The 13,809-nt window shown below is 27.3% G+C and carries 12 protein-coding genes, 1 tRNA gene and 1 other annotated feature (1 of these 14 only partly in view); of the genes, 12 read left to right on the top strand and 1 reads right to left on the bottom strand.

Features of this window, described 5'->3' with window-relative positions; all coding sequences use genetic code 11:
- Positions 1-2: a binding site (T-box leader), on the top strand; it begins 181 nt to the left of the window's first position.
- 72 nt (positions 3-74) lie between these two features.
- Positions 75-2,546: a leucine--tRNA ligase gene (leuS, locus tag ACTHUW_RS01340; protein ID WP_442212331.1), complete on the top strand. Its 2,472-nt coding sequence runs from the start codon at positions 75-77 to the stop codon at positions 2,544-2,546.
- A gap of 12 nt (positions 2,547-2,558) precedes the next feature.
- Entirely contained in the window at positions 2,559-3,215 is a 657-nt protein-coding gene (locus ACTHUW_RS01335; protein WP_442197844.1) for a helix-turn-helix transcriptional regulator, read from the top strand.
- Between the two features lie 24 nt (positions 3,216-3,239).
- Here ACTHUW_RS01335 and ACTHUW_RS01330 read toward each other — a convergent pair whose 3' ends face one another.
- A complete protein-coding gene (locus ACTHUW_RS01330; RefSeq protein ID WP_442197843.1) occupies positions 3,240-4,526 on the bottom strand; it encodes a D-alanyl-D-alanine carboxypeptidase family protein in 1,287 nt (428 codons plus the stop codon).
- Between the two features lie 161 nt (positions 4,527-4,687).
- Between ACTHUW_RS01330 and ACTHUW_RS01325 the strand changes: the two genes are divergently transcribed.
- From ACTHUW_RS01325 to ACTHUW_RS01280, 10 genes are all read left to right on the top strand, one after another.
- Positions 4,688-5,323, top strand: coding sequence for a helix-hairpin-helix domain-containing protein (locus tag ACTHUW_RS01325; protein WP_442197842.1), 636 nt, complete (start codon positions 4,688-4,690; stop codon positions 5,321-5,323).
- A gap of 16 nt (positions 5,324-5,339) precedes the next feature.
- A complete protein-coding gene (gene selD, locus ACTHUW_RS01320; protein ID WP_442210109.1) occupies positions 5,340-6,377 on the top strand; it encodes a selenide, water dikinase SelD in 1,038 nt (345 codons plus the stop codon).
- An 11-nt stretch (positions 6,378-6,388) separates the two neighbouring features.
- Positions 6,389-7,801: an L-seryl-tRNA(Sec) selenium transferase gene (gene selA, locus ACTHUW_RS01315; protein ID WP_442197840.1), complete on the top strand. Its 1,413-nt coding sequence runs from the start codon at positions 6,389-6,391 to the stop codon at positions 7,799-7,801.
- 1 nt (position 7,802) lies between these two features.
- Positions 7,803-9,710, top strand: a complete 1,908-nt coding sequence (gene selB / locus ACTHUW_RS01310) for a selenocysteine-specific translation elongation factor (protein WP_442197839.1) — start codon at positions 7,803-7,805, stop codon at positions 9,708-9,710.
- A 37-nt stretch (positions 9,711-9,747) separates the two neighbouring features.
- Positions 9,748-10,443 carry a response regulator transcription factor gene (locus tag ACTHUW_RS01305; RefSeq protein ID WP_442197838.1) on the top strand — a complete coding sequence of 232 codons (696 nt, stop codon included), beginning with the start codon at positions 9,748-9,750 and terminating at the stop codon, positions 10,441-10,443.
- The gene (locus tag ACTHUW_RS01300) at positions 10,412-11,866 is read left to right on the top strand and encodes an ATP-binding protein (protein WP_442212329.1); all 1,455 of its coding nucleotides are present in this window, start codon (positions 10,412-10,414) and stop codon (positions 11,864-11,866) included. The genes ACTHUW_RS01305 and ACTHUW_RS01300 overlap by 32 nt, the downstream gene beginning before the upstream one ends.
- Positions 11,867-11,884: 18 nt before the next feature.
- Positions 11,885-12,739: a GerMN domain-containing protein gene (locus tag ACTHUW_RS01295; protein WP_442199517.1), complete on the top strand. Its 855-nt coding sequence runs from the start codon at positions 11,885-11,887 to the stop codon at positions 12,737-12,739.
- Between the two features lie 81 nt (positions 12,740-12,820).
- Positions 12,821-12,917, top strand: a tRNA-Sec gene (locus ACTHUW_RS01290).
- A gap of 116 nt (positions 12,918-13,033) precedes the next feature.
- Positions 13,034-13,411, top strand: a complete 378-nt coding sequence (locus tag ACTHUW_RS01285; RefSeq protein ID WP_442197835.1) for a universal stress protein — start codon at positions 13,034-13,036, stop codon at positions 13,409-13,411.
- Positions 13,412-13,477: 66 nt separating this feature from the next.
- Positions 13,478-13,798, top strand: coding sequence for a YkvA family protein (locus ACTHUW_RS01280; RefSeq protein WP_442197834.1), 321 nt, complete (start codon positions 13,478-13,480; stop codon positions 13,796-13,798).
- Positions 13,799-13,809: the final 11 nt, after the last annotated feature.

Here is a 13,809-nt window from a genome sequence, read left to right as displayed (position 1 = left end):
TCTAAATCAATAGATAGAGATGAGAAGTTTTTTAATGTTTAATAATTTTAAAATATATAAATAGGAGTGAAAATATGACTTATAATTTCAGTAAGATTGAAAAGAAATGGAAGAAAAATTGGGAAGACAAAGGTGCATTTGAAAGCTTTAAGACAGACAAAAAGAAATACTATCAATTAGAAATGTTCCCTTATCCATCAGGACGTATTCATATGGGGCATGTGAGAAACTATTCAATAGGAGATGTAGTAGCTAGATTTAAGAGAATGGAAGGCTACAATGTGCTTCATCCTATGGGCTGGGATTCATTTGGGCTTCCAGCAGAAAATGCAGCTATAAAACATGGTATTCATCCAAATAAATGGACCTTAGAAAATATTGCTGATATGAGAGAACAGTTAAAAGAAATAGGTCTTTCTTATGATTGGAATAGAGAAATAGCTACATGTTCACCAGATTATTATAAGTGGACACAAGAATTTTTTATAGAAATGTATAATAGGGGTTTAGCATATAAGAAAAATTATGCTGTTAACTGGTGTCCATCTTGTGAAACAGTTTTAGCCAATGAGCAAGTAGTAAATGGAAATTGTGAAAGATGTGATAGTGAAGTTGGTAAAAAGGAACTTGACCAATGGTATTTTAAAATCACAGAATATGCAGATAGATTGTTAGAAGATATGGATAAGTTAGATGGGTGGCCTGAAAAAGTAAAATCAATGCAAAAAAACTGGATAGGTAAAAGTGAAGGTGCTGAAATAAACTTTAAAATCAAAGACTTTGATAATGAGTTAAATGTATTTACTACTCGTCCTGACACTATTTATGGTGTAACTTATATGGTTTTAGCTCCTGAGCATCCTTTAGTAAATAAATTAGTAAAGGATAGTCAATATGAAGATACTATAAGGGATTTTAAAAGAAAATTAGAACATATATCAGATATTGATAGAACATCACTTGATACAGAAAAAGAAGGAGTTTTCACAGGTAGATATGCTATAAATCCTTTAACTAAAAAGGAGATACCAATATATATAGCAAATTATGTATTAATAGACTATGGAACAGGTGCTATAATGGCAGTACCAGCACATGATGCTCGCGATTTTGAATTTGCTAAAAAATATGATTTAGATATAAGAAGAGTAATAGTTAAAGCTGGTGAAGAAGATGCTAAGCTAAATGAAGCGTATGTAGAAGATGGTATAATTGTAAATTCTGATAAATTTGATGGCTTAACGACAAAAAAAGCATCAAAAGAAATAACAAAATATATTGAATCAGAAAACCTAGGTAAAAAAACTGTGAATTATAGGCTTAGAGATTGGCTTATCTCAAGACAAAGATATTGGGGAACACCAATACCTATGGTTTATTGCGATGACTGTGGAGTAGTACCTGTAGCTAGAGAAAATTTACCTGTACTTCTACCTACAGATGTAGAATTCAGTGGAAAAGGTGAATCTCCATTACTTACAAGTAAGGAATTTATGTATACTGCCTGTCCAAAATGTGGTAAGAAGGCAAGAAGAGAAACTGATACAATGGACACATTTGTAGATAGTTCTTGGTACTTTTTAAGATACACTGATGCTAATAATGACAAAAAAGCTTTTGAAAAGTCAGATGCAAAATATTGGATGAAAGTTGATCAATATATAGGCGGAGTAGAACATGCAATACTACATTTATTATATGCAAGATTCTTTACAAAGGTATTGTATGACATGGGACTTTCTCCAGTAGATGAACCATTTGAAAATTTACTTACCCAAGGAATGGTTTTAAAAGATGGAGCTAAGATGTCTAAATCAAAAGGCAATGTAGTAAGTCCTGAAGAGATAGTAAATAATTATGGAGCAGATACTGCACGTCTTTTTGTATTATTTGCAGCCCCACCTGAAAGAGATTTAGAGTGGAATGAACGTGGAGTAGAAGGTTGCTTTAGATTTTTAAATAGAGTATATAGGTTAATAGATGAATTAAGAGATAATTATAATGGCAAAGAATTAAATGATATAAGTAAATTAAGCAAGAAAGAAAAAGAATTTAATTATTCTCTAAACAATACCATAAAAAGAGTAACAGAGGATATAAAAGAAAGATTTAATTTTAATACAGCTATATCTGCAATAATGGAATTTGTAAATGATACAAATAAATTTAGAGAAGTAAATGAAAATGAAAATAAAAACAAAAATAAATTATTATCAAAAGCTATTGAAACTACAATAGTATTGCTTGCTCCTTTTTCTCCATATTTAAGTGAAGAGTTATGGAATATGATTGGCAAAACTCAAAGTGTGCATGATGTAAGATGGCCTAAATATGAAAAAGCTGCACTTATAAAAGATGAAGTGCAAGTAGTTATACAGGTAAATGGCAAAGTAAGAGATAAAATGATGGTTGGATCTGACTTATCTAAAGAAGATTTAGAAAAAGAGGCTTTAGAAAGTGAAAGAATAAAGAATCTCATAGAAGGTAAAACGATAAGAAAGGTGATAGTTGTACCTAAAAAATTAGTAAACATTGTAGCAAACTAATGAGGTGAAAAGATGACTATAAAGAAAGTACATCCCTTATTATTAAATATGATACCACTTGTAGAAGGGATCTCAAAGACACTTGGAAGTAATTGTGAGGTAGTTTTACACGATTTAAAAAATCCTGAAAATTCGGTTATAGCAATATCCAATGGTCACATTACAGGCAGAGAAATTGGAAGCCCTATGGCTGAAAAAGGTATAAAAGCTCTAAGAGAAGATGAATATGAAAAAAATCTTATCAAATATAAAACTATAACAAAAGATGGGAGAACATTAAAATCATCTACTCTTTTTATAAAAGATGAGTCAAATGAAGTTATAGGCTGCTTATGTATAAATGTAGATATATCCGAATTTTTGGTAGCACAAAAAGTTATATCAGAACTTACGCAAACAATAGATGAAAAAGAAAAAACTATAGATTATTCAAAAAATAATTTTGAAAATGTAAATGATATTTTATATAGTTTGGTTAGAGAAGTATTAGAAGAAAAAGCTAAACCTATAAAATATTTAACAAGAAACGATAAAATAGAAGTAGTAAATCAATTGGAAGAAAAAGGTGTTTTTCTAATAAAAGGTTCAGTAGAATATTTAGCAGAAAAATTATGTGTATCTATTTATACAATATATAATTATTTAGATGAAATAAGAAGATTCAAATAAAGAAGGCTCAAGATTGAGCCTTCTTTATATTTTTCTTTTCTTTCTTTTTCTCTTTTTTCGTCTTTTTCTGAGTATGTTAATTCTTAAAATCAAAAATAAAAAAAGAATAATTACAATCCACCATATATTAAAATCATTAAATAGAGAAGCAGAAAGAGTTTTTTCATAACCTGCTATGAGACTTATTTCTTCTGCTGAGACTATATTTACACTCTCTATAATCTTTTCATCATTAATATACTCAATACTGCCTAAGACTTCACCCTTTTCAATAGGAGCTCTTATATTGTCATTTATTTTAATTTTCTTAGATATATCATTTTTCATATCACTTTTTAATGAAACTGAAACATCTTCTGAAATAACTCCTGTAACAAAATCCTTATCTCCATTATTTATATCAATATTTTTCACGAATTCATTTTTAAAACCCAATATTTTTTTATCAAAATCATTGAAACCATGATTTAAAAGTTTATGTGTATCTATCCATAAATTAGTTCCTTGTGATTTTAAAACTACAGATATTAGCATTTTTCCATCTCTTTTTGCAGCAGATACTAGACAATTTCCTGCATCTTTTGTATATCCTGTTTTAACCCCTATTGCTCCATCATACTTTATATCTATGTAATTGCCATCTAAATTTATTTTTTGATTACTATATAATAATTTATTTACAGATTGCATATTTCTTCTTTCGTTTTTCATGTTAGTAGCTTCTATACTGTACTGATAATTTTTCACTATATTTCTAAATTGCTTGTTTTTCATACCATATTTAGCAATCATAGCTAAATCATAAGCTGTAGAAATATGGTCTTCATCAGGGAGTCCATTTGGATTTACAAAATTAGAATTAATTGCTCCAATTTCCTTTGCTTTTTCATTCATTAATTTAGAAAAATCCTCTACACTTCCTGCCATATCTTTTGCAAGTACTAGAGCAGCATCATTGGCTGATTCTATGAGCATTGCATTTAAAAGTTCTTTAAAGCGAAGTTCTTCTCCTGGTTCAAGAGCTATATGCGTACCATCAATTTCAAAAGGTGTCTTATCATCTACAGTTACAATTTTATCTAAGTCACCTTGTTCAAGAGCAAGTATACCAGTAAGTATTTTTGTAGTACTGGCTGGATACATTTTTTTATGCATGTTTTTTTCAAATAATATTTCACCTGTTTCTCCATTAATTAAAATGGCTGATTGTGCATTTATATCATCCTTTAATAAATCATTACTTTGTCCATATACTGCTAAGTTCAAATTCAATATGAGCATTATTACAATTATAACTATACTTTTTTTCAATTTTCCACCTTCTTATATTTAGATATTATATAGTATAACAGAAAATAGCATAGATTTTAAACAAAAAAATACTTTTTTAAAATTATTATATAAATTTTAAAGGAATTTGTATTTTTTTGTAGAAGTATAACTATATTGTATTGATTTAAGGGGGTTAAATTATGCCAAGCTTTACAAAAAAGGAGCAAATAGTTATACTTATATTAGTTATACTTGTCATAGGTGTAATAGGATTTAATTTACTAATGGATAGGGAAGAGGATATAGTTTATGAAGCTTCTACAAACTTAGACAATTCTAATTTGGAAAATGAAATAGAGACTAAAGAAGAGGATCTTCAAGTAGACTTAGCAGATATTGTAATCCATATAAGTGGAGCAGTAAATAATCCTGGAATATTTACATTAGAAGCTGAAAGTAGAGTCAATGATGCTGTAGAAATTGCAGGTGGACTTACACAAGAAGCTGATATAAATAAGGTTAATTTAGCTAAAAAAATTGTTGATGAAGAAAAGATTCATATCTATAAAATTGGAGAAGAAGAAATAATAAATAATGAAAGTGATCAAAACACACAGACTCATGAAGGAAATCCAGCAGATGATAGTTCAAAAATAAATATTAATACTGCTGATAATGCAAGTTTAGAATCACTTCCTGGAATAGGCAAAGTAAAGGCAAATAATATTATAGAATATAGAGCTAAGACTAAATTCATAAAGATAGAAGATATAATGAATGTAGATGGAATTGGAGAAAAAACTTTTGAAAATATAAAGAATAAACTTACGATTTAGAAAGGAAGTAATATATATGAAAGAAGAACTTAGACTTACACAAATGACATCTGCTTCTGGCTGAGCAGGTAAAATAGGTCCTGAGACCTTGGCACAAGTTTTGTGTCATATACCTAAAAATGTCGATCCTAATTTAATAGTTGGGATAGATACTTCAGATGATGGAGCAGTATATAAGATAAATGATGATACTGCAATAATTCAAACAGTTGATTTTTTTACACCAGTTGTAGATGATCCATATGTATTTGGACAAATTGCTGCAGCAAATTCTATGAGTGATATTTATGCTATGGGATCAGATCCAAAACTTGCAATGAATATCATTGCATTTCCAAATTGTTTATCAGCTGATGTAATGACAGAAATATTAAAAGGTGGAAATGATAAAGTATTAGAAGCAGGAGCACTAATAGTAGGTGGACATACCATAGAAGATGATGAACCTAAATATGGGCTTTCAGTTACAGGATTTATAAATCCAAAAGATGTTGTAAGAAATAGTAGTGCAAAAGAAGGAGACTATCTAATTCTTACAAAGCCACTTGGAATTGGAATATTAAATACTGCAATAAAGGCTGATATGGCTAGTGAAAATGGATATAAAGAAGCTATAAAAACTATGACTACATTAAACAAAAAGGCAAAAGATTCTATGATGGAAGTTGGAGTAAATAGTGCTACAGATGTTACAGGTTTTGGCTTTTTAGGACATGGACTTGAAATGGCAAAGGGAAGTAACAAAACTTTTGTTTTTTACTCAGACAAAGTACATTTCATAGAAGAAGCTTATGAACTTGCAAATATGGGAATAATACCTGAAGGAGCATATAATAATAAAACTTTTATAGGAGATAATGTAAAAATAAGTGAAGATGTATCAGAACCTTTAAGAGATATATTATTTGATCCTCAAACATCAGGAGGATTATTAATATCTGTATCTAAAGAAAAAAAAGATGGATTAATGGAAAAATTAAAAGACCTAGATACAGAATATAGGCTAGTAGGAAGAGTACTCGCAAAGCAAGATCATTATATAGTTGTAGAATAAGAGGTGAGGTAATGACAGATAAAAAAGAATTATTTAGATCTTTACCTAAAGTAGATGATATTTTAGAAAAAGAAAAGATAAAGGAAGCTCTAGAATATCTCCCAAGAGAGATTATCATAGAATCCATAAGAGATACTCTAGATAAATTCAGATTTGATATCTCAAATAATATAAAAAAAGAAAATTTATATGAAAATATAGATAATATAAGCCAAATAATAATCAAATCTGCGAAAGATAAAATAAAACCAAAGCTTAAAAAACTTATAAATGCAACCGGAACAGTCATACACACTAATTTAGGAAGATCTTTAATATCAAAAGAGATAATGGAAAAAGTAATAGAAACTTCATCAAATTACTCTAATTTAGAATATGATTTAAAAGAAGGTAAAAGAGGTTCAAGATATAGTCATATAGAAGATATTATATGTAGAATAACAGGTGCAGAGGCAAGCCTTGTAGTTAATAACAATGCTTCAGCTGTTATGCTTATATTATCTAGTCTAGCTAAAAAAAAGGAAGTTATAGTATCTCGTGGTGAATTGGTTGAAATAGGAGGTTCTTTTAGAATCCCTGATGTTATGAAAGAAAGTGGAGCTCATTTAGTTGATGTAGGCACTACAAATAAAACACATGAATTTGACTATGAAAGAGAAATAAATGAGGAAACTGGACTTTTACTAAAGGTTCACACAAGTAATTATAAAATACTAGGATTTACAGAAAGTGTAGATTTAGAATCACTAGTAGAAATAGGAAGGAAAAACAATATTCCGGTAGTAGAAGATATAGGTAGTGGGGTACTTATTGATTTAAGCAAATATGGATTGAGTTATGAACCTACAGTCCAAGAATCTATAGAAAAGGGCGTAGATATAGTTAGTTTTAGTGGAGATAAATTATTAGGTGGGCCTCAAGCTGGAATAATAGTAGGTAAAAAGAATCTAATAGAAAAAATGAAAAAGAATCAACTTACACGAGCACTTAGAGTTGATAAAATGACATTAGCTGCACTTGAACTTACTTTAAGAGAATATTTAGATGAAGATAAGGCTATAAAAAACATCGAGACATTAAAGATGCTTACTATGAATATTGAAGAAATAGAAAATAAGGCTAAAAAATTATATGATTTATTAATTAATATAAAAAATATAAAAATACAAATAAAAGATGACTTCTCTCAAGTAGGTGGAGGATCATTACCACTTGAGCAAATAAAAACAAAAGTAATAATCATAAAATCATTAGATAAAAAGATGAACAAAGTTGAAGAAAGTTTGAGAAATTTTAATCCTCCTATAGTTGGAAGGATTAAAAATGATGAACTATATATAGATCTAAGAACAGTAAGAGAAGATGAAATACAAGTTATATCTGAGGGAATTAAATGGGCAATAAATAATTATAGAGGTGAATAGTTTGAAAAACGTTATTATAGGAACAGCAGGACATATTGATCATGGTAAAACAACCCTTATTAAAGCACTAACAGGCAGAGAAACTGACAATTTAAAACAGGAAAAGGATAGAGGTATATCAATAGAGCTTGGCTTTACGTATTTTGATCTACCAAGTGGTAGACGTGCTGGAATAATAGATGTACCAGGACATGAAAAATTCATAAAGAATATGTTAGCAGGTGTAAGTGGAATGGATGTTGTAATTCTAGTAGTTGCAGCAGATGAAGGCATGATGCCTCAAACTATAGAACATCTTAATATACTTAATCTTTTAAATATAAAAAAAGGTATAATAGCATTAACTAAGACTGATTTGGTTGATAGTGATTGGATAGAACTTGTAAAAGAAGATATTTATGAAAGTGTAGAAAATACTTTCTTGAAAGATTCAAAAATAATTGAAATTTCTTCTACCAAGAACAAAGGATTAGATAAATTAGCAGAAGAAATTGATGTTTTAACGGGTGAAATAGAAGATAGGGATATAGAAAATATTCCAAGGTTACCAATAGATAGAGTATTTACACTTACTGGTTTTGGAACTATAATTACTGGTACTTTGTTACAAGGAAATTTAAAAATAAGTGATGAAGTAGAAATTTATCCTAAAGGGCTAAAGGCTAGAATAAGATCAATACAGGTTCATGGAGAGAATTCCGAAACTGCAATTGCAGGTCAAAGAGTTGCTGTTAATATAGTAGGTGTAAAAAAATCAGAAATAGAAAAAGGAAATATAATATCACTTCCAGATTCTATGGTAAACACCAGAATGCTTGATGTTAAATTGAATGTTTTAGATAATTCACCATGGATAATAGAAAATAGAACAAGGTTAAGGTTATATTTAGGTACTGAAGAAATACTAGCAAGAGCAGTTGTACTAGATAAGGAAAACTTAACTCCTGGAGAAAGTGGTTATGTACAACTAAGACTTGAAAGTTTAACTTCATCTAAGATAGGCGATAGATTTATAGTGAGATTTTACTCACCTATGACTACTGTAGGTGGAGGAATAGTATTAGATAATAATCCATCAAAGAAAAAAAGATTTAAAGCAGATATAATAGAAGAATTAAAAAATAGAGAAACTGGAAATAAGGTAAAAATTTTAGAAGAAAGTATCAAAGAAAGAAGTAGAGAATTTGCATCTATAAAAGATTTATCAATTGAGCTTGTTACAAAAGAAGAAGAAATAAAAAAAAATATAAAAAAATTAATAGGTGAAGAAAAAATAGTAGCTTTCAAACTATCAGACACACAATCTTTTATTCATATTGATTATTTCAATAAAATAAAAGATGATATAAAAGAATTTTTAAATAAATATCATGAAAAAAATTCTTTAAAAAAGGGTGTTTTAAGAGAAGAATTAAGAAGTAAATACTTTTTTAATATAAAACCTAAATTAGGGGAACTTTTTATTGATAAATTAATAGATGATGATATTTTAAAACAAAATGATTTATTTATATCTTTAAAAGATTTTGAAATAGAATTTAGTGAATCAGAAAAAAGCATAAAAAATGATATAAATGATTTAATGCTAAAAGAAAAATTTAATACTCCAAAGATTAGTGATATAATCAATATATTAGACTATAAAAATCAAGATATTTCAAAAACAATAAATGCCATGATTCAATCTGAGGATTTAGTTTTATTAAATGAAGATTTAATAATCTCTAAAGTTTATTATGAAAAATCTATAAGTGTTTTAAAGGAATATTTAAAAGAAAATGAATCAATTTCTTTAGGGGATTTTAGAGATGCTTTAAATACAAGTAGAAAGATTGCTATTGTATTGTTAGAAGATTTTGATAGAAGAAAAATTACTAAAAGAATTAAAGGTAAGAGGATATTATTTTAATATAAATGAAGAGAAAAATTAATTTGAGGTGATGGAAATGGATAGTAAAATACTCATTGTAGATGATGAAGCTTTATTAGTTAAAGGTCTAAAATATAGCCTTGAACAAGATAACTATGAAATAGATACAGCTTTTGATGGAAAAGAAGGACTTAAGAAAGCAACAGAAAATGAATTTGATCTAATTATATTAGATTTAATGCTTCCAGAAATGGATGGTTTGGAAGTGTGTCAAAAGATAAGAGAAAGTTCAACAGTTCCTATAATAATGTTAACTGCAAAAGGTGAAGATATGAACAAAATTTTAGGACTTGAATATGGTGCAGATGATTATTTAACAAAGCCCTTTAACATTTTAGAATTAAAAGCAAGAATTAAAGCTATTTTAAGAAGAGCTGTAAACAAAAATAGTAAAGTTCAAGATCAAGTGATTCAAGTTGATGATTTTACTATAAATACACTTGGTAGAAAAGTTTCAATAGAGGGTAAGGATGTCAATTTAACAGCAAAGGAATTTGATTTACTTTTATTGCTAGCTACAAATCCAGGCAAGATATTTACAAGGGAAGAATTACTTGAAATAATATGGAGTTATGAATATTTTGGTGATTTAAGAACAGTAGATGTTCATATCAGAAGACTTAGAGAAAAAATCGAAAAAAATTCATCACAAGCTGAATACATCCTTACAAAATGGGGAGTTGGTTACTATTTTAGGGGCAAAAACAAATAAAAAAACAAAATTTATTAGTATAAGGTGGAAACTTGTTTCCACCTATTTATTATTAGTTATTTTATTGTTAATTGTTATAAATATATTTATTACAAAGACTATTACTAACATATATTTACAAGAAAAAAATATAGATATGTTAGCAAAAACTAATATTATAGCAAATGATATTGATTATTCTAATGAATCTAGATCTAATTCTATAATATATGAAATAATAAAAAATGAAGTTATAAACTATAGTAAAGAAATTAATTCAAGGATAATTATATTAGATGAAGAAAAAACTGTGACAATAGATTCAAAGGAAGAATTTGAAGGGGAAAAATTTAATCATAGTGAAGTGAATTCTGCATTAAAAGGAAAAAGCTTATCTAATGAATATTATTATAAAAAATATGGACATATAATGTATACATCAGTTCCTCTTATCTTAAACGGCAAGATAGAAGGCGCAGTACTTACCTCAACTTCTATAGATAATATTTACACACGAGTAGATGATATAAAAAAAGCACTATATTTGATATCTATTATATCTATTATATCTATAGCTGTAATTAGCTTTATACTTGCAAATATCTTCTCAAAACCCATACAAAAATTTACCAATGCCATAATGAATATGGCTCGTGGTAATTTGAATCAAAGAGTTGAAATTAAAACTAATGATGAATTCAAACAATTAGCTAATGCTTTTAATATAATGAGTACCAAGCTTGATCAAGTGGATTTACAAAGAAAAGATTTTGTGGCAAATGTAAGTCATGAACTTAGAACACCCTTAAGTTCAATAAAGTTATTATCAGGTTCATTATTACATCAAGATAAAGTAGATGAAGAAATATATAAAGAATTTTTATCTGATATTGACTCTGAAGTAGATAGATTAAATAATATAATTGATGACTTATTATCATTAGTTGATTTAGATAAAGAAAAACTAAATTTAAACTACAAGGCAACTTATATAAATCACTTATTAGAAAAAATAATAAGTAGATTAAATCCTTTAGCTAAAGAGAAAAATATCACATTAAAATATAATGAATTTAATAAAATTCAAATAAATTTAGATAAAAATAAAATTCAACAAGCTATTATAAATATTTTGCACAACGCTATTAAGTACACTCCAGAAAATGGTGCTATAGATGTTTCATTATATTCAAAAAACAAAGATGTTATCATTGAAATCACAGATGATGGAATAGGAATACCAGAAAAGGATTTAGAACATATTTTTGAAAGGTTTTATAGGGTAGATAAAGCTAGAACAAGAAATACAGGAGGTACAGGTTTAGGACTTGCAATAGCAAATCAAATAGTAATCCTACATCAAGGTAAAATAGAAGTTAAAAGTGAGATAAATAAAGGAACTTCCTTTTATATAAAATTACCATTAAATGACACTATTGTATAAGATAAGGAGTTGAAATAAATGAAGAAAAATTTTCTTTTTATTATAATATTTTTAACAATTATAATAAGTGCTTGTGAAAGATATGATGATAGAGAAATTCTAGATGGGAATACTCCTATAATAACGCCTAATCCCATAGAAGATAATTTTAATATAGACTTATATTATCCAGATGAATACAATGAAAAACTTGTCATAAAAAATATAACAATTAAAGATATAACAAGAAAAATAGAAATAGAAGTATTAGAGAAATTAATAAGTGGTATAGCTGATGATCATATAAATAATATAATACCAAATGATACAAGAGTTAGATCAATAGATATAGAAAACCAAATTGCCTATATAAATTTTTCTAATGATATAAAGAAAAATGATTTCACAGAAAAGGAAGAAGTATTACTTATATATTCTATTGTAAATACTATGACTGGATTAGACTCTATAAATTCAGTTCAAATTCTAATAGATGGAGAAAAACAAGAAGTTTTATCAAATATATTTAGTATAGAAAATCCAATCAAATATAGTGATTTAATAGTAAAAGATGAATATAATGATCCATTTGATACAATAGAAAAATATTATGAAATATTAAACAATAAAGATCTTTCTAAGTTATCTACATTATTTAGAAATACAGATAAAAAAAGTAGAGTGTATTATGAAATGCAATATGTAGATAAAAACATAAAAGAATATAAAATAAAAGAATATAAAATAAATCATTATAAAAACTCTATATTAGTAGATCTGACAATTGAAAGTATAACAAGTGATGATAAGACAAATAAATTTAATAGAGTTTTTAGCATGATATATGATAAAACTCATGAAGAAAATGTATTTAAAATAAATGAGATTTATTAATTTAAGCTAGCGCACTCTTCACTCTTGACTCACATCCCTATATATGCTAAAATATATTAGTAGTAATAATCATATAGCTTTGGGAGTAGATGGGTGCTGGTGTGCCTTCTGGTCTTCAAAACCAGTTCGGGGCGTTAAGAGCGTCCTGGGTGAGTTCGATTCTCACATATTCCCGCCATATTATAGAGCAGGCTTTTAGCCTGTTTTTTATTTTGATTTTTTTAAAATTATTGTTATAATGGTTATATCATAGAGCTAAATGATAAAGATGTATTTTAGCGAAAGGAGCAATAAATGAAAGAAAAAAAGATTATGGTTTGCGTTACTCAGCAGAAAAACTGTGAAAGACTTATCAAATTTGGCAATGACAGTATAAAAGAAAATAAAGATGGATTATATGTTATACATGTAGTAAATGAAAACGATACCTTTCTTAATAAAAATAATGATGGTGAAGCATTGGAATACCTATTTGGTGTTTCAAAAGCTGTAGGAGCAAATTTAACTGTGATAAGATCAAAAAATTTATCTGAAGCTATTATAAAATTTATCAAAGAACAAGATATAACACATATAGTAATGGGAGAATCTCCTGATGAGGGTAATAAAAATGATAATATAACTAATATACTAAAGAAAGAATTACCATCATGTAATTTTTCAATTATATAAAAAATATAATTGAAATTTCAAAAAAAAGGGTATAAACAAGTATACTTTAATAAAGGGATGATAAAAATGAGTAAGTTCATTTATAAATTAAAGATGTTACCTAGATTTTTCAAAGATAGTGATGTTTCATTATCTAAAAAAGCATTGATTGCTATTGCAGCAGCATATATAATATTTCCATTTGACATTATACCAGATCCTATATTATTTTTAGGCTGGATAGATGACCTAATTATATTTTTATATGCATATACAAAATTATCAGATTATCTAGATAAATATATACCTAAGAAAAATAAAAAGAGTAGAGTTGTAAATTTTAGAAATAAAAATGTAGTTGATGGAGTAGAATATGATATAAAAGACAAAGATAATGATATACAATAAAAAATAGACCA

The organism is Senegalia sp. (in: firmicutes) (genome assembly GCF_052088025.1).
In the GTDB taxonomy this organism is placed as follows: Bacteria; Bacillota; Clostridia; order Tissierellales; family SIT17; genus Anaeromonas.
This window is presented reverse-complemented; position numbering and strand designations above follow the sequence as displayed.

What these genes read in the sequence shown, in the direction of transcription:
- leuS (WP_442212331.1), top strand. Translation starts at nt 75, where the DNA reads ATGACTTATAATTTCAGTAAGATTGAAAAGAAATGGAAGAAAAATTGG.
- ACTHUW_RS01335 (WP_442197844.1), top strand. Translation starts at nt 2,559, where the DNA reads ATGACTATAAAGAAAGTACATCCCTTATTATTAAATATGATACCACTT.
- ACTHUW_RS01325 (WP_442197842.1), top strand. Translation starts at nt 4,688, where the DNA reads ATGCCAAGCTTTACAAAAAAGGAGCAAATAGTTATACTTATATTAGTT.
- selA (WP_442197840.1), top strand. Translation starts at nt 6,389, where the DNA reads ATGACAGATAAAAAAGAATTATTTAGATCTTTACCTAAAGTAGATGAT.
- ACTHUW_RS01305 (WP_442197838.1), top strand. Translation starts at nt 9,748, where the DNA reads ATGGATAGTAAAATACTCATTGTAGATGATGAAGCTTTATTAGTTAAA.
- ACTHUW_RS01295 (WP_442199517.1), top strand. Translation starts at nt 11,885, where the DNA reads ATGAAGAAAAATTTTCTTTTTATTATAATATTTTTAACAATTATAATA.
- ACTHUW_RS01285 (WP_442197835.1), top strand. Translation starts at nt 13,034, where the DNA reads ATGAAAGAAAAAAAGATTATGGTTTGCGTTACTCAGCAGAAAAACTGT.
- ACTHUW_RS01280 (WP_442197834.1), top strand. Translation starts at nt 13,478, where the DNA reads ATGAGTAAGTTCATTTATAAATTAAAGATGTTACCTAGATTTTTCAAA.